We start from the raw sequence: 15,363 nt of genomic DNA, 5'->3' as shown, positions 1-15,363 counted from the left end.
GGAAGTCGCCTCCGTCGAACCGCTCGGCTACGACGCCGCCGAGCAGCGCCTGGAGGCGGTCCTCCGGGACCCGTCCGGCACCGGCACGCTGCTCCGCGCCGAGCACGACCCCGCCTGCCCCGGTCGGCTCGACGCCCTCGCCGAAGCGCTCGACGGCGGCCAAGTGCGCTACGTAAGCGGCCTGTTGACCCGGCGCCACGGCCGCCCGGTGCTCGACCCACTGGCCGTCCTCACCCCGGAGGGCCCGGTCGTCCCCGACCTCGCCGCCGACGCCGGCACGGGCGCACTCGCGCCCACCGCCGACGCACGCACGGCCACGGACCCGATCACCACCGCCCTCGAAACCGGCCTCGCCGCACTCGCCGAAATCCTCCACACCGGCCTGCGCGCCTGCGGTCCCACCGCCCGCGACCGTCTCGCCTCCGCGGCCGCCCAGCTGCGACGCACCGGTCTCACCGGCGGTGCCGCCCTGCTGGAGTCGCTCGCCGGCGCCCTCGCCGACGGCCCCGCCGCCGGGGCGGTGACGGCCTGGGCGGACGCCGCGATCCACCTGCTCGTCGCCCTCGAACAGCACCAGGAGCACGACTCCGGCCTTTGACCGAGTCCTGCGGGCACGCCCGGATCCGCAGCGCGTCGGCGTCGCGCACCTGCGTCAGGTCGAGATCGAGCGCGCCGCCCGTCGGGTCTTGATGTCGCGATAGCAGTACGCCGCGATGGTCAGGACGAGCACCGGGAAGAAGGGCCACGCGCCCGAGAGGGCCAACCGGCTTGTCGAGGTCTGGTGCACCAACACGCCGATCTGCACGGCGACGGCCGCCGCGGCCACGCGCCCCGTCCCGCGCGTCAGACCGGTGGAGCGCGGTTTGAGTACCGCTGTGTAGATCCAGGTGACCAGGCCGGAGTAAAGCCCGGCCCCCACCGTGAAAGCCGAGACGAGCAAGAACGCCGACAGGCAGACCGAGAGGACCAACTGGGACAAGATGATCAACCATGCCGCGACGTCGTAGCGGTCCAGGGTATGCGTCGATGTGGTGTCCGGCCGTGGTCGGGGGCCGGCCGCCTTACGGGTGGGGACTGGAGGCGGGAGCGGAGCTGTCGGGGCCTGGGGTCGGGGGACCTGCTCGCCTGGTGGCGCGAGGCCGCCGGCGGGCTCGGGTGTGCCGTCGAGACGCCGTAGTGCCTGGGAAAGGTCGGTGGCGCTCGAATACCGCTGGTCGGGGTTCTTCTCCAGCAGCCTCAGCACGAGGTCGTCCCACGCGGAGGGGACGCCGGCGGACACCGAACTGGGTGTGGGCGGCTCCTGGGTGAGGTGTGCCGAGAGGTATCCCACCATGTCGGGGGCCTGGAAGGGGAGCCGGCCGGTGATCATCTCGAAGAGGAGGCAGCCCAGGGCGTACAGGTCGCTGCGCGGTTCCGGGAAGCCGCGCGCCTGTTCCGGCGCCATGTAGGGGGCCGTGCCCACGATGAAGCCGGTCTGCGTGAGCCGGTCCGCCGTCGCATAGGGGTCGGCCGCCTTCGCGATGCCGAAGTCGAGGACTTTCACGGCACCGGAAGGCGTGATGAGGATGTTGGAGGGCTTGATGTCCCGGTGCGTGATTCCGGCCGCGTGCGCCTCGGCAAGCGCGTCCGATATCAGCGCGCCCCATCGGGCCGCGTCCGCACGCGTGACGACACCTCGGCGCAGCATCGCGTCCAGGCCCTCGCCCCGGACCAGCTCCATCACCAGGAACGGGGCCCGTTCGCTTCCCGCGCCGGTCTCACCGAGGTCGTGGATGGTCACGATGTTGGGGTGCTGCAGCTGGGCGGTGATCCGTGCCTCGCGCAGGAATCGGGCACGGGCCTCGTCGGCGCGGCTTCCGTCACCGGCGAGCAGGGAGATCACCTTGACCGCGACGTTCCGGCCCAGCGTCTCGTCGAGCGCCTCCCACACTTGCCCCATGCCGCCCTCGCCGAGCCGGCGCACCAACCGGTAGCGGCCCCCGAGGAGTTGGTCTCGCATCATCGTGCCCCGCCCACTTCGAGCATGCGCCCCTCCTGTTGCGTGGCCCCACATCCTGCCGCACAACCCTAGTTGGCGTGGACAGACGGCTAAAGATCACAGGCGAAACTCCGGTCACCAGGCCCACGGATATACACCCGTGGGCCAATGCGCGGGCGGCTGATCAACCGGTGGGCCGATGTCCGGGGGTGCGCCGGGGTGGGAGCGTTCCCCTGTGCCCACGGACCGGCCGTGGTGGCACGACTGACGAACAGTCACCACGGGGAGGATTCGTGACCACCACGCAGTTCACCGGACGGGCCGGCCTGACGCGCCGCCGCATGCTGGGCGCCGCACTGGCCGCCGGGGCCGCCGTGCCGCTCGCCGCCGTCGCCGGGCCCGCGTGGGCGGCACCGGCCCCTGCCGGTGGAGCCCCGGCCCGGCTCACGCTGCCCGCGCCCACCGGGCCGCATGCGGTGGGCCGGGTCCAGCTGCACCTCGTCGACCGGTCGCGGCCCGACGCCCTCGCGGGCCCCGGCAAGTTCCGCGAACTGATGGCCACCGTCTGGTACCCGGCGCGGGACGTCGAGGGGTACGCGGCGGCGCCGTGGATGCCGGCCGGCGCGCTGACGGCGTTCCTCGCCGACGTCGGGCTCACCCTCGACCCCGCGCTGGCGCCGCTCACCTCGGCGCACGTGGGCGCTCCGGTGCGGCGGTCGGGCCGGCGGCTGCCCGTCGTCGTGTACGCGCACGGCGCGCACAGCCACCAGGGCGACCACACGATCATGGTCCAGGAGCTCGCGAGCCATGGGTACGCCGTCATCACGGTCGCGCACGCCTACGACTCGTTCACCGAGTTCCCCGACGGCCGGATCGCCGTCCCCGACCGCCGCCCGAACACGCCCACGGCCCCCGGCGACTTCGCCGCCGACCTGCGCTTCCTCCTCGACTGCGCCGAACAGCTCGCCGCCGGGTGCAATCCGGACGTCGACGGCCGGGAGCTGCCGAAGGGGCTGCCCGGCTCCCTCGACCCGCAGCGCATGGGCGCGTTCGGCTGGTCGAAGGGCGGCACGGCCACCGCCTGCGCCACGCTCGCGGACCCGCGCATCCGGGCCGGACTGAGCCTCGACGGGCCGATGCAGATGCGGCCGGCACTGAGTGGCGACCTGGACCGGCCGTTCATGATGATGACCGCCGAGTTCACCCGGGCCACCGATCCCACCGCCGAGCAGTTCTGGGAGCACCTGCGCGGCTGGCGGCTCAACGTCCAGGCCCAGGGTGCCCTCCACACCTCCTACGGCGACAGCCAGGCGCTGTACCCGCAGGTGGCGAAGCTGCTCGGCTGGAGCCCCCAGCAGCTCCAGGACATCATCGGCACCCTCGACCCGGAGGAGGCGGTGCGCATCCAGCAGGCGTACCCGCTCGCGTTCTTCGACGAGCACCTGCGCCACCGCCGCGGCCACCTGCTCGACGGGCCGTCGCCGGCCTTCCCCGCCATGACGTTCCTCTCCTGAACATCCCTCAAGAACGGCGGCTCACGGTGCCCCGACCGGGCACTGCGGGCCGCCGTCGGCCTTCACTAGGTGGCCCATCCGCGTTCACTGGGCCACCATCGGCGTTCAGGAAGTGGCCGAAACCCGTTCCTTGATGGGGTCCTGACACAACATAGGGTCAACTTAAGGTAATTTTACGGGGTCAACTGGGTGAATCTTCCCGGACCCTCGTGAAGGACTCGTACATGCACCGCCACCGTCCCGCCGTTTCCCTCCGCCGCGCCGCCGCCTCGGCGCTCGCGCTCACCGCCGCCCTCGGCGTCCTGACCGCGACCCCCGCCGTCGCGGAATCCGTGCCCGTGCAGCCGGATGCCACGGCCACCCCGTACCTCGACGCCGTCGAGGCGACCCTGCGTCAGGTCTCCCCCGGCCTCGACGGATCCGTCTGGCAGCGCACCGCCGGCAACCGGCTCGACGCCCCGGCCGACGACCCGGGCGCCTGGCTGCTCCAGACCCCCGGCTGCTGGGGCGATCCCTCCTGCACCGACCGGCCCGGCACCCGCCGCCTGCTCGACAAGATGCGCGAGAACATCTCCCGCGCCACCCGCACCGTCGACATATCGACCCTCGCGCCCTTCCCGGACGGCGCGTTCCAGGACGCCATCGCGGCCGGCCTCAAGGCCTCCGTCGCCGCCGGGAACCGGCCGCACGTGCGGGTCCTGGCCGGTGCCGCGCCGCTGCTGAACATCGGCGCCCTCCCGTCGAAGTACCGGGACGACCTGGTGGCCAGGCTCGGTGACGCCGCGTCGGCCGTCACGATCGAGGTCGCCTCGATGACCACGTCGAAGTCGTCGTTCTCCTGGAACCACTCGAAGCTGCTGGTCGTCGACGGGCAGACCGTCATCACCGGCGGAATCAACAACTGGAAGAAGGACTACCTCGACACCGCCCACCCGGTCTCGGACGTCGACCTCGCGTTGAACGGTCCGGCCGCCGCCTCCGCCGGCGCCTACCTGGACACCCTGTGGGACTGGACCTGCCGCAACACCGGCACGTTCTCCGCCGCGTGGTTCGCCTCCACCGGCGGCACCCCGTGCACCCCCGACCTGGAGCAGCGCCTCAACCCGGCCGCCAAGGACGCGCCCGCGACCGGCGGCGTCCCGGTGATCGCCGTCGGCGGCCTCGGCGTCGGCATCCGCGACTCCGACCCGGCCTCGGCGTACCGGCCCGAGGACCTCCCGAACCCCTCCGACGTCAAGTGCGGCCCGATCGGCCTGCACGACAACACCAACGGCGACCGCGACTACGAGACGGTCAACCCGGAGGAGAACGCCCTGCGGACGCTCGTCGCCGCCGCCGGCAGCCACATCGAGATCTCCCAGCAGGACGTCAACGGCACCTGCCCGCCCATGCCCCACTACGACGCCCGGCTCTACGACCTCCTCGCCGCCAAGCTGGCCGACGGCGTCAAGGTGCGCATCGTCGTCAGCGACCCGGCCAACCGCGGCGCGGTCGGCAGCGGCGGCTACTCGCAGATCAAGTCGCTGAACGAGATCGGCGACGTCCTCAAGGCCCGCCTGGCCGCCCGCCTCGGCGACCAGGCCCAGGCCAAGACGGCCATGTGCCGCAACCTCCAGCTCGCCAGCTTCCGCGCCGCCCCCACCGCGACCTGGGCCGACGGCCACCCGTACGCCCTGCACCACAAGCTGGTGTCGGTCGACGGCTCGGCCTTCTACATCGGCTCCAAGAACCTGTACCCGGCCTGGCTGCAGGACTTCGGGTACGTCGTCGAGGACCGCGCGGCCGCCGGGCAGCTGGACGCGCAGCTCCTCTCGCCGCAGTGGCAGTACTCGCAGGCCACCGCGGTGGTCGACTACGCGCGCGGGATCTGCAACGCCTGACGCCTAATGCCTGACGCCTGATCACGGCGAGAGCAGCCGGTGCCCCAGCCCCGTCCGGCTGTGGTGCACGGCCCGGCCGCTGCGGACGGTGGTGACCAGCCCGGCCCGGCGCAGCGCGCGGGCGTGCTCGGAGGCGGAGGCGAGGCTGATGCCGAGCTCCGCGGCGAGCTGGCTGGTGGTCGGCTCGCGGCCGGCCAGGCGCAGGACGGCCGCGCGGGTGCGGCCCAGCAGGGCGGCGATCGGGTCGTCCTGCGGGCCGCCGTTCGGCCCCGGCCCCGGGCCGGGCTCGGGCAGCAGGGTCAATGGGGTGACGGCCTGGTAGACGAGCAGCGTGCCCAGCGGGTACGGGCCGGCCAGCGGGCCGCCGGTCCACTGCGCGGAGGGCATCAGCACCAGCCCGGCGCCGCCCGGGCGGACGTCCACCTCGCGGTCGGCCGGGATCTCCAGGACGCTGCCGCGCCACCGGCTGCCGGGGTGGAGGCCGACGAGCATCCCGCGCAGGCCGTGCTCGCGCTGGATCCGGGCCCGCCACGCGAGGTCGGTCTCGAAGCCGGTCCGCAGGCGGGGCCAGACAGTGCCGACGAGGTCCGGGTAGGCGGTGCGCATCGCGCGTTCCAGGTACTGCCAGGCGTCCTGGTCCTGGTCCGCGAGGTGGCGCAGCAGGGTGGTGGCGGGCAGCCCGCCCTTGGTGGTGACGCGGGTCAGCTCGCGGTGCACAAGGGCCGTGGTCGAGCTGCGGACGGCCTCGAGGCCCTGGTCGAGGTCCTCGCTCGGCGGGTCGAGGAAGAGCGGACCCGCGCCGGTGGGCGGCACGAGCTGGCGGAGCGGGGCGAGGGCGGCCCGTGCCCCGGACGTGCTCAGCGTGCGGCGCCGCCGGGCGAACCCCGGTCCGCCGTCGCGGCGTTGGAGCATCGCGACGGCGAGGCCGAGCTCCAGGAGCGGGGCGGGGCCGTCGGCGAAGCGGACGCCGAGCAGGTCCTCGGCGGTGAAGTGGATGCGCAGCACGTGCCCCCTCCGGTTCCTCCGCGGCCTTGTTGGTTTCGGCCCCGGCCGAAAGCCTCGCGGGCGACGCGTCCGCCGTTCGACGATAGCCACCGCGCCCCCCGCGGGGGAGGGGGCGCGCACCCCTCTCTCGTCCGTGGCACGCCAGGAGGCCCGTCATGTCCCTGCGTTCTTCCGCCCGACCGTTGGCCGCCGCCACCCGACCGTTCGCCGCCGCCCGACCGTTGGCCGTCGTCGCCGCGCTGGCCGCCGCGGCGCTGCTGGCAGTGGCACCAACTGCTCAGGCCCACACGGGTGATGGCGACGGGTGGCAGCCGTACCGGAGCGGTGACGAGGACTTCGCGGCCGGCGCGCTCTGCCCGTTCCACCTGCACATCGGGGTGCTCGTGGAGGGCGAGGAGACCAAGGTCGCCGCCCGCTACCCCGACGGCTCGCCGGCGAAGGTGCTGTGGCGCGGCCCGCTCGTGCTGCGCTACACCAACCTGGACAGCGGGCGCAGCGTCGACCGCGACCAGAGCGGCAAGGCCACCGAGTACAAGCTGCCCGACCACAGCGTCCTGTGGCTGATCCCGAAGAACTCCCACATCTCCGCCCGCGTCCGCGCCGGGAACCCGTACCACGCGCCCGGCGACTTCCTGTTCAGCGGCGGCGTGACGCTGCTGGTCCACCCGGACGGGCAGCCGCAGGTGCTGGTGCAGCACCAGGTGGAGAACCTGTGCGAGACGCTCGCCTGAGCACGGCTGTCAGAGCAGGCGCTTGATGTCCCCGCGGGCCCGGTAGAAGCCGCCGCTCGCGGACTCGCGGACCTCGGCGACGAGGTAGCGCGCCCCGGCCACCCGGACGTCCTTCGGGAACTGCACGCGCCAGGTCGGGTCGTACCCGGCCGACACGACGCGGACCCGCAGCCGGGCGCCGTCCTGCACGCACTCGACCTCCACGCCGCCGAGGCCCGCGCCCGCCGCGACCGTCTCCAGGGCCCGGCCCGGCAGCACGCGCTCGACGTCGGCGCCGCGCACCTCGGCCGTCCGCGGCAGGGTGCCGGCCTCGGCGGCGCCGATGGCGGCCTCGCTGGCGTCCAGGCAGGCCAGCGAGCCGTCGGTGGTCACCAGGTAGAGCCGGCCGTCGCGGTACTGCATGCTGTACGCCGAGCCGCAGCCGGTGGCGAGCTTCCACAGCCGGGTGCCGTCGGCGGCGAAGCAGTACACCGAGGAGTGGTTGTCGCCGGCGAACACGTACGCGCCGTCCGGCGAGGCCGCGCAGGAGAACACGGCGGCGTCGCAGCGGTAGGCCGCGACCTCGGCGCCGTCCGACTTGCGCAGCCGGTGCACCCAGCCCCGGGAGGTGCCGGCGAACACGTCGTCGGCCACCTGCCAGCCGAACAGGACGCCGCCCTTGGTGTCGGCGTGCCAGAGCTGGTCGCCGCCGCGCGAGGCGTAGCGGGCGACGCCGCGCGAGTGGCCGTGGTAGACGCCGTCGGCGTCGCAGCGCACCATCCAGCCCTCGCGGCCCTCGGCCTTGCGGCGCCACTGGAACTCGTCCTCGTGGTCGACCGTGGTCAGCCCGCCGCGCTCGTTGGCGACGCCGAGCACGCCGTCGTGGATGTCGAGCCAGTAGATGTCGACGTCCTCGGCGATCTCGTAGGCGACGCGCGGCACCTTGCCGCCGAGGTCGTACACCTTGCCGTCGTCGCAGCCCGCGTAGATCCACCAGTCGTCCGCGACGATGCACTTGACGCCGTCCGGCAGGCCGAACCGGGCCGTCACCTCGCCGTCATGGGTGAGCGTGTAGACGTCGCCGGCCTCGTTGCCGACCCAGGCGTGCTCCTCGCCGACGAAGATGCCGAAGGCGGGCGAGCCCGAGCGGAAGCGCCACAGCAGCGGCGCCTGGCGGGCGGTGGAGCGGCTGCTGACGATCTGCCGCCGGGTGGTGGCACGCCGCTGGCGCACACCCTGCGCGGCCGGGGCGTAGCCCCTGCGGACCTTCTCCCCCACCTTCTTCGCGGCGGCCGCGGCGGCCTTCTCCGGGCTCGGGTAGCTGGTCGCCTTCACCTGCCCGGCGTCGCCGATCCGCCCGTAGCGCACGGTCACGACGCAGTCGGCGACGCGCACCTCGTAGAACTTGTGCGCGGTGCCGGCGTCCTCCGACAGCTCCAAGTACGTGACCTGCTCATCCACGGCGACGGGCACGGCGAACACCCCTTTCGGGCAACGGAGTTGGATTCCGTCGACGGTGCGGGATGCCGCCCGCCGACTCCTCAGAATCTAGGCGCTGCCACTGACAACGGGGTGGTGAGCCGCGGTCAGGCCCGCGGGGTCAGGCCGTCGAGGAGGGCGCGGACCGTCTCCGTCGCGAACTCCTCCGTCGTCGGCGGGAGCAGCACCCCGGGCGGGGCCTCGTCGGCGTAGAAGACCTCCAGGAACGCCCGGTGGAAGCACGCCCCGATCAGGAGCAGCGCCGCCGCGTGCGGGTCGAGCGCGGCCGAGACGCGGCCGAGGCGCTGCTCGGCGGCCAGGTACTCGGCGAGGTGGAGGCCGACCTGGTGCGGGCCGGCGTCGCCGAGCTTGCCGCGGTGGGCGGCGAGCAGTTCGGGGCTGGCGAGGAGGGAGCCGGCCATCGGGAAGGACCGGCAGTAGAACGGGACGGCGACCCGGACCAGCGTCTCCAGGTGCTCGCGGACGGTGCCCTCGCCGGCGCGGCCCGGCAGCTCGGCGACGGCGTCGGCGAGGCGGGGGGCGCGTTCGCGCAGGACGCGGACGAAGATCTCCTCCTTGTCCCGGAAGTGCTTGTAGAGCGCCGCCTCCGAGCAGCCCGCCTCGCGCGCGATCTGCTTCGTCGTGGTGCGGGTGAGGCCCACGGTGGCGAGCAGCCGGGCGGCGGCGTCGAGCACCCGGGCGCGGGTGAGCGCCCCTCCGGTCAGGGGTTCGGCGCCCTCGGTCGCGATGTGCTGCACTCCCTCGTCCGTCATGGACCCCAGCCTACCTTGACAGGTGGGTGAGCACTCACCCACCATCAGAGGAGAACGTAAGTGAGCACTCACCCACCCCTGGGAGGGGTCATGAAACTCACCGTCCTCGGCGCCACCGGCGGCATCGGACGCCACCTCGTCCGCCTGGCCCTGGCCGACGGGCACCACGTCACGGCCGCCGTCCGCGACCCGGCCCGCCTGCCCCTGCGGCACGAGCGGCTGACCGTCGTCCAGGCGGACGCCCTCGACGCCGCCTCGCTCAAGCCGGTCGTCGCGGGCGCCGACGCCGTCCTCTCCGGCATCGGCCAGGCCGGTCGCACCGACCCGCTCAAGCCCGCCTCCACCTCCGCCCGCGCGGCGGTCTCGGCCATGACGGCCACCGGGGTCCGCCGGCTGATCGTCGTGAGCGCCGGCCCGCTCAACCACGCCGGCACCGGCCAGCCCCTCGTCGCGTCCAAGGTCTTCACGCCGCTGCTGTGGGCCGTCCTCCGGGACCTCTACACCGACCTGGAGACGATGGAGCGCATCCTGCGGGAGAGCGACCTCGACTGGACGTCCGCCCGGCCGCCGCGCCTCACCGACGGGCCCGCGCGCGGCCGCACGCGGCGCGACGTCGAGTCAGGCCCGGCCGCGGCGAGCGTGTCCAGGGCGGACGTCGCGCGGGCGATGATCGACATGGTCACGGCCGAGGAGACCTTCCGGCACGCCGTCGGGGTCGGCGGCTGACGGACCCGAACTCGCTTGTGACGCACCGCCGGTACGCGGTACAGAGGTGCCCGTGCCCACCACCCGCCTCGCACACCTCTCCCACCTCGCCCACCTGCGCCGGGCCGCACGGCCCGACAGCCCGGTCCTCACCACCTGATCCCGGCCGCCACCGGCAGGTGGTCACTGCCGGTGTCCGGCAGGACCCGGGAGCTCGTCGCCGTGACGCCGCGGACGAGGATCTGGTCGATCCGCACCACCGGGAACGACGCCGGGTAGCTGAAGCCGAAGCCGTTCCCGGCCGTGTCCTGGGCCGAGCGCATCCGTGCGGTGAGACCGGCGAACGCGCGGTCGTCCAGGCTGCCGTTGAGGTCGCCGAGCAGCAGCGTCCGCTCGCTCGCGTCGGCGGCGACGGCCCGGCCGAGCGCCTGCACACCGATGTCGCGCGAGGCCGTCCAGAAGCCCGACGATGGGAGGACCCGGACGGACCCCAGGTGCGCCACGTACACGGTCAGCGGCCCGCGGTCCGTGGCCACCGTGGTGCGCAGCGCGCGGTTCTCGGCCGGCTTGCCGTCCACCGGCCTGGTGTCCGCCAGGGGCCCGTAGTCCATGACGTCGATCGGCTGGGCGTCGCCCAGCGGCAGCCGGCTCCAGAGGCCGACGGTGCCCCGGACCACGTGGTACGGGTACGCCGCCGCCAGCCCCGTCTCGTAGGCGCCCACGGACTGCGGGGTCAGCTCCACCAGGGCCAGCAGGTCCGCGCCGGAGGCGGCCAGGCGGCGTGCGGTTCCGCCCGGGTCGGGGTTGTCGGCGTCCACGTTCTGCTCGGCCACGGTGAGGTCGCCGCCCGGGCCGGACTTGTCGGTGAGCCGTCCACCGAAGAGGCCGAGCCACACCGCGACCGGCAGCACCAGCGCCACCACGGCGGCGGTGGAGCGGCGCCACACCGCCGCGATCAGCAACAACGGGACGAACAGGCCGAACCAGGGCAGGAGGTTCTCCACCAGGCTGCCGAGGTGCCAGCTCCTGTTTGGGATCTCCGCGTGCAGCAGCATGACCAGGCCCAGCAGCAGCGCCAGAGCCGTGAGGAACGGGCCGCGCCTCCACCGCTCCGGCCGGAAGGCGGCACGGACCGCCCGGTGCAGCGCCGTGCGCCGGGTGCTCGGCTCCTCTGTTTCCGTGCGCTCACCAGCGGTCGTCGCGTCCTGCTTGAGTTTCATTCCGCAAGTCAACGGAGTGTGGTGTTGCCAGGACGTATGGGATTTCCGATACGCGGACGATAGGTGCGGGCTCGTAGCATCGAGGGATGCGCGTGTTGATCGTCGAGGACGAGCTCTACCTGGCCGAGGCCATCCGGGACGGCCTGCGGCTGGAGGCGATCGCGGCCGACATCGTGGGCGACGGCGACACCGCGCTGGAGCTGCTCGGCGTCAACGCCTACGACATCGCCGTCCTCGACCGCGACGTCCCCGGGCCGTCCGGCGACGAGATCGCCAGGCGCATCGTCGCCTCCGGCAGCGGCATGCCGATCCTCATGCTCACCGCGGCCGACCGCCTCGACGACAAGGCCTCCGGGTTCGAACTCGGCGCCGACGACTACCTCACGAAGCCCTTCGAACTCCGGGAACTCGCCCTCAGGCTCCGGGCCCTGGACCGCAGACGCGGCCACAACCGGCCCCCGGTGCTGGAGCTCGCCGGCCTGCGGGTGGACCCGTTCCGGCGCGAGGTCTACCGGGACGGCCGCTTCGTCGCGCTGACCAGAAAGCAGTTCGCCGTGCTCGAAGTCCTCGCCGCCGCGGACGGCGGTACGGTCAGCGCCGAGGAACTGCTGGAACGTGCCTGGGACGAGAACACCGACCCGTTCACGAACGCCGTGCGCATCACCGTCTCGGCGCTGCGCAAGCGCCTCGGCGAACCCTGGATCATCGCCACCGTGCCGGGCGTCGGCTACCGCATCGACACCACGTCGGCCGGGCGTGGCGGAACCGGCCGTGGATAGGGCCCCCGGACCGAGCGTCCGCCTTCGACTCACCCTCAGCTACGCCGGGTTCCTGATGGTCGCCGCCGTCCTGCTGCTCGCCGCGGTGTGGCTGTTCCTGCTGCGCTACGTCCCCGACCGCGCGTTCCTCATCGCCGGCTCCACCGACACCCCGACCAAAGGGGTGTTCCCCGTCCGGTCGAACCTCCTGCACGTCTTCGCCCCGAGGGCCGCCGTGGTGCTGGCGTTCCTGCTGGTGTTCGGCCTGGTCGGCGGCTGGCTCCTGGCCGGCCGGGTGCTCGCCCCGCTGACCCGCATCACCGAGGCCACCCGGCTGGCCGCGACCGGATCCCTCGCACACCGGATCCAACTGCCGGGCCGCGCCGACGAGTTCCGCGAGCTCGCCGACGCCTTCGACACCATGCTGACCCGGCTCGAAGCCCACGTCGACGAACAGCGGAGGTTCGCCGCCAACGCCTCACACGAGCTGCGCACCCCGCTGGCGACCTCCAAGGCACTCCTCGAAGTCGCCCGCACCGATCCCGACCGGGATGTCGCCGCGATCATCGACCGCCTCCACGTCGTCAACACCCGGGCGATCGAACTCACCGAGGCGCTGCTCCTGCTCAGCCGGGCCGACCAGCGCTCCTTCACCCGAGAACGCGTCGACCTGTCCCTCCTGGCGGAGGAGGCCGCCGAAACGCTCCTGCCGCTCGCGGAACGGCACGGCGTCACCCTGGAGACCTCAGGCACCGTCGCCCCCACAACCGGATCGCAAGCGCTACTACTGCAGTTGACCGTGAACCTCGTACACAACGGGATCGTCCACAACCTCCCCGAGGGCGGCACGGTACGCATCGACACCCAACCCCGCCCCGGCGTCGTGCTGCTCACCGTCGACAACACCGGCGAGCAGCTCCCCCCACAGCTGGTCACCACACTCACCGAACCGTTCCAACGCGGCACCGGCCGCATCCGCACCGACCACGCAGGCGTCGGCCTCGGCCTGGCCATCGTCCACTCCATCACCCGCGCCCACGACGGCACGCTCACCCTCACCCCCCGCCCCGGGGGCGGCCTGCACATCACGGTGGAACTGCCCGCGCTCAGATGACCGAGCCGGCGACGCGGCCGGCAACAGTGAGACCTTCGGCTACGACGCCTACGGCAACCGGAACAGCAAGACCGACGCCAACGGCACCACCATCACCTACGCCTACTCGCCCCGCGGCGAGCTGCAGACCAGCACGCTCAAGGGCTTCACCGGTGACCCGACCGCGCCGTCCGCGGCGGCCAGTTCTACGGCATCACGGGTGTGCTGCCCCTCGGACTTCCTGTGTGGGCTCGGCGGCGTGGCGGTCATGGGGCGCCTCCCTTGCGCTCGTCCTCGTCGACGATCTCGGCGTCCACGACGCCCTCGTCCTCGCCCTGCGGTCCGCCTGGGCCGGTAGTTGCCGCGCCAGGGTTGGCTTGGGTGTAGAGGGCCTGGCCGATCTTCTGGCTGACCTCGGAGAGGTGCTCGCTCGCGGTGCGGATCGCGGCGGTGTCCTGGCCCTTGAGCTGTTCCTTGAGCTCCGTCACGGCCGCCTCGACCTCGCTCTTCACGTCGGCCGGGAGCTTGTCGGCGTTGTCGGCGATGAACTTCTCGGTCGTGTAGACGAGTTGCTCGCCCTGGTTGCGGGTCTCGGCGGTCTCTCGCCGTCGGCGGTCCTCGTCGGCGTGCTGTTCGGCCTCGCGCATCATCCGGTCGATCTCGTCCTTGGGCAGCGACGAGCCGCCGGTGACGGTCATCTTCTGTTCCCGGCCGGTCCCGAGGTCCTTCGCGCCGACGTGCAGGATGCCGTTGGCGTCGATGTCGAAGGTGACCTCGATCTGCGGCAGGCCGCGCGGCGCGGGTGCGATGCCCGTCAACTCGAACATGCCGAGCTTCTTGTTGTACGCGGCGATCTCGCGCTCGCCCTGGTAGACCTGCACGCTCACCGAGGGCTGGTTGTCGTCGGCGGTCGTGAAGACCTCCGCGCGCCTGGTCGGGATCGTGGTGTTGCGCTCGATCAGCCTGGTCATGATGCCGCCCTTGGTCTCGATGCCGAGGGACAGCGGGGTGACGTCCAGCAGCAGGACGTCCTTGACCTCGCCCTTCAGCACGCCGGCCTGGAGCGCGGCGCCGATGGCCACCACCTCGTCCGGGTTGACGCCCTTGTGCGGGTCCTTGCCGGTGAGCTTCTTCACCAGGTCGGTGACGGCCGGCATCCGGGTGGAGCCGCCGACCATGATCACGTGGTCGATGTCGGCGAGCTTGATCCTCGCGTCCTTCACGGCCTGGTGGAACGGCCCCTCGCAGCGGTCCAGCAGGTCGGCGGTGAGCTGCTGGAACTGGGCCCGGGTGAGCTTCTCGTCCAGGTGCAGCGGGCCCTCGGCGGAGGCGGTGATGTACGGCAGGTTGATGGTGGTCTCGCTGGCGGCGGACAGTTCGATCTTCGCCTTCTCGGCGGCCTCGCGCAGGCGCTGGACGGCCATCTTGTCCTTGGACAGGTCGATCCCGTAGCCGTTCCTGAACTGCTTGACCAGGTGGTCGACTACGCGCTGGTCCCAGTCGTCGCCGCCGAGGTGCGTGTCGCCGTTGGTCGCCTTCACCTCCACCACGCCCTCGCCGATCTCCAGCAGGGAGACGTCGAAGGTGCCGCCGCCGAGGTCGAAGACCAGCACCGTCTGCTCGTTCTCCTTGTCCAGCCCGTAGGCGAGGGCGGCGGAGGTCGGCTCGTTGATGATCCGCAGCACCTTCAGGCCCGCGATCTCGCCGGCCTCCTTGGTCGCCGTGCGCTGGGAGTCGTTGAAATACGCGGGCACCGTGATCACGGCGTCCGTCACGTCCTCGCCGAGGTACGCCTCGGCGTCCCGCTTGAGCTTCTGCAACACCCGGGCCGAGATCTCCTGCGCCGTGTAGCGCTTGCCCTCCACCTCGCTCTTCTCCGGGAAGCGCCAGTCGCCCTCGCCCATGTGCCGCTTCACCGAGCGCGCCGTGCGGTCCACGTTGGTCACCGCCTGCCGCTTGGCGACCTCGCCGACCAGCACTTCGCCGCCCTTGCCGAACGCCACCACGGACGGTGTGGTCCGCGCACCCTCGGTGTTCGCGATGACGGCCGGCTCGCCGCCCTCCAGCACGCAGACCACCGAGTTCGTCGTCCCCAGATCAATGCCAACCGCGCGCACCATCACCACGCCTCCTTGTTCCGCTCCCCTCCCCTCACCTCCCCTCCAGCTTCAGCCCGACCGGGCCGCTGTTGCGAGCGGGCCGTCTCATCGCGTCTTCCTCGCTGCCGCACCTTCATTCGCACCTTCAC

The 15,363-nt window shown here is 72.6% G+C and carries 12 protein-coding genes and 2 pseudogenes; 8 read left to right on the top strand and 6 right to left on the bottom strand.

Annotation, left to right across the window (positions count from 1 at the left end; all coding sequences use genetic code 11):
- Window positions 1-598: pseudogene (locus tag AB0O00_RS03630) on the top strand (hypothetical protein); the annotation flags it as partial.
- 54 nt (window positions 599-652) lie between these two features.
- On the opposite strand, the gene AB0O00_RS03625 reads toward AB0O00_RS03630, so the two are convergent.
- Complete coding sequence (locus tag AB0O00_RS03625) at window positions 653-2,002, bottom strand: serine/threonine-protein kinase (protein WP_363648442.1); 1,350 nt, start codon at window positions 2,000-2,002, stop codon at window positions 653-655.
- Between the two features lie 269 nt (window positions 2,003-2,271).
- Here AB0O00_RS03625 and AB0O00_RS03620 point away from each other — a divergent pair, with 269 nt between their 5' ends.
- Both AB0O00_RS03620 and AB0O00_RS03615 read left to right on the top strand, forming a co-directional pair.
- On the top strand, window positions 2,272-3,492 hold the full coding sequence (locus AB0O00_RS03620; protein WP_363648441.1) for an acetylhydrolase: 1,221 nt from the start codon (window positions 2,272-2,274) through the stop codon (window positions 3,490-3,492).
- 224 nt (window positions 3,493-3,716) lie between these two features.
- Window positions 3,717-5,372 carry a phospholipase D-like domain-containing protein gene (locus tag AB0O00_RS03615; protein ID WP_363648440.1) on the top strand — a complete coding sequence of 552 codons (1,656 nt, stop codon included), beginning with the start codon at window positions 3,717-3,719 and terminating at the stop codon, window positions 5,370-5,372.
- Window positions 5,373-5,393: 21 nt separating this feature from the next.
- Here AB0O00_RS03615 and AB0O00_RS03610 read toward each other — a convergent pair whose 3' ends face one another.
- On the bottom strand, window positions 5,394-6,377 hold the full coding sequence (locus AB0O00_RS03610) for a winged helix-turn-helix domain-containing protein (RefSeq protein ID WP_363648439.1): 984 nt from the start codon (window positions 6,375-6,377) through the stop codon (window positions 5,394-5,396).
- Window positions 6,378-6,532: 155 nt separating this feature from the next.
- On the opposite strand from AB0O00_RS03610, the gene AB0O00_RS03605 reads away from it, so the two are divergent.
- A complete protein-coding gene (locus AB0O00_RS03605; protein ID WP_363648438.1) occupies window positions 6,533-7,108 on the top strand; it encodes a hypothetical protein in 576 nt (191 codons plus the stop codon).
- A 9-nt stretch (window positions 7,109-7,117) separates the two neighbouring features.
- Here AB0O00_RS03605 and AB0O00_RS03600 read toward each other — a convergent pair whose 3' ends face one another.
- The gene (locus tag AB0O00_RS03600) at window positions 7,118-8,560 is read right to left on the bottom strand and encodes a WGR domain-containing protein (protein ID WP_363648437.1); all 1,443 of its coding nucleotides are present in this window, start codon (window positions 8,558-8,560) and stop codon (window positions 7,118-7,120) included.
- A 113-nt stretch (window positions 8,561-8,673) separates the two neighbouring features.
- Window positions 8,674-9,339 (bottom strand): TetR/AcrR family transcriptional regulator, encoded by a 666-nt coding sequence (locus tag AB0O00_RS03595; protein WP_363648436.1) that lies wholly within the window; start codon window positions 9,337-9,339, stop codon window positions 8,674-8,676.
- Window positions 9,340-9,429: 90 nt separating this feature from the next.
- Between AB0O00_RS03595 and AB0O00_RS03590 the strand changes: the two genes are divergently transcribed.
- Window positions 9,430-10,065 (top strand): SDR family oxidoreductase, encoded by a 636-nt coding sequence (locus AB0O00_RS03590; protein WP_363648435.1) that lies wholly within the window; start codon window positions 9,430-9,432, stop codon window positions 10,063-10,065.
- Window positions 10,066-10,193: 128 nt separating this feature from the next.
- Here the strand turns inward: AB0O00_RS03590 and AB0O00_RS03585 are convergent, their stop codons facing one another.
- The gene (locus tag AB0O00_RS03585) at window positions 10,194-11,264 is read right to left on the bottom strand and encodes an endonuclease/exonuclease/phosphatase family protein (protein WP_363648434.1); all 1,071 of its coding nucleotides are present in this window, start codon (window positions 11,262-11,264) and stop codon (window positions 10,194-10,196) included.
- Between the two features lie 86 nt (window positions 11,265-11,350).
- On the opposite strand from AB0O00_RS03585, the gene AB0O00_RS03580 reads away from it, so the two are divergent.
- The 3 genes and pseudogenes from AB0O00_RS03580 to AB0O00_RS03570 form a co-directional block, all read left to right on the top strand.
- Window positions 11,351-12,043, top strand: a complete 693-nt coding sequence (locus AB0O00_RS03580; protein WP_363648433.1) for a response regulator transcription factor — start codon at window positions 11,351-11,353, stop codon at window positions 12,041-12,043.
- Complete coding sequence (locus AB0O00_RS03575) at window positions 12,036-13,136, top strand: HAMP domain-containing sensor histidine kinase (RefSeq protein ID WP_363648432.1); 1,101 nt, start codon at window positions 12,036-12,038, stop codon at window positions 13,134-13,136. Before AB0O00_RS03580 ends, AB0O00_RS03575 begins: the two co-directional genes overlap by 8 nt.
- A 22-nt stretch (window positions 13,137-13,158) precedes the next feature.
- Window positions 13,159-13,473: pseudogene (locus AB0O00_RS03570) on the top strand (RHS repeat domain-containing protein); the annotation flags it as partial.
- On the opposite strand, the gene dnaK reads toward AB0O00_RS03570, so the two are convergent.
- Window positions 13,382-15,235, bottom strand: a complete 1,854-nt coding sequence (gene dnaK / locus AB0O00_RS03565; protein WP_363648431.1) for a molecular chaperone DnaK — start codon at window positions 15,233-15,235, stop codon at window positions 13,382-13,384. The pseudogene AB0O00_RS03570 and the gene dnaK sit on opposite strands and share 92 nt — an antisense overlap.
- Between the last annotated feature and the right edge of the window lie 128 nt (window positions 15,236-15,363).

The organism is Kitasatospora sp. NPDC093558 (genome assembly GCF_040683475.1).
Taxonomy (GTDB): Bacteria; Actinomycetota; Actinomycetes; order Streptomycetales; family Streptomycetaceae; genus Kitasatospora.
This window is presented reverse-complemented; position numbering and strand designations above follow the sequence as displayed.

Excerpts from the sequence above, each read along its gene's own strand:
- AB0O00_RS03595 (WP_363648436.1), bottom strand. The coding sequence starts at position 9,339 with ATGACGGACGAGGGAGTGCAGCACATCGCGACCGAGGGCGCCGAACCC.
- AB0O00_RS03580 (WP_363648433.1), top strand. The coding sequence starts at position 11,351 with ATGCGCGTGTTGATCGTCGAGGACGAGCTCTACCTGGCCGAGGCCATC.
- dnaK (WP_363648431.1), bottom strand. The coding sequence starts at position 15,235 with ATGGTGCGCGCGGTTGGCATTGATCTGGGGACGACGAACTCGGTGGTC.
- AB0O00_RS03605 (WP_363648438.1), top strand. The coding sequence starts at position 6,533 with ATGTCCCTGCGTTCTTCCGCCCGACCGTTGGCCGCCGCCACCCGACCG.
- AB0O00_RS03625 (WP_363648442.1), bottom strand. The coding sequence starts at position 2,002 with ATGATGCGAGACCAACTCCTCGGGGGCCGCTACCGGTTGGTGCGCCGG.
- AB0O00_RS03585 (WP_363648434.1), bottom strand. The coding sequence starts at position 11,264 with ATGAAACTCAAGCAGGACGCGACGACCGCTGGTGAGCGCACGGAAACA.
- AB0O00_RS03590 (WP_363648435.1), top strand. The coding sequence starts at position 9,430 with ATGAAACTCACCGTCCTCGGCGCCACCGGCGGCATCGGACGCCACCTC.
- AB0O00_RS03615 (WP_363648440.1), top strand. The coding sequence starts at position 3,717 with ATGCACCGCCACCGTCCCGCCGTTTCCCTCCGCCGCGCCGCCGCCTCG.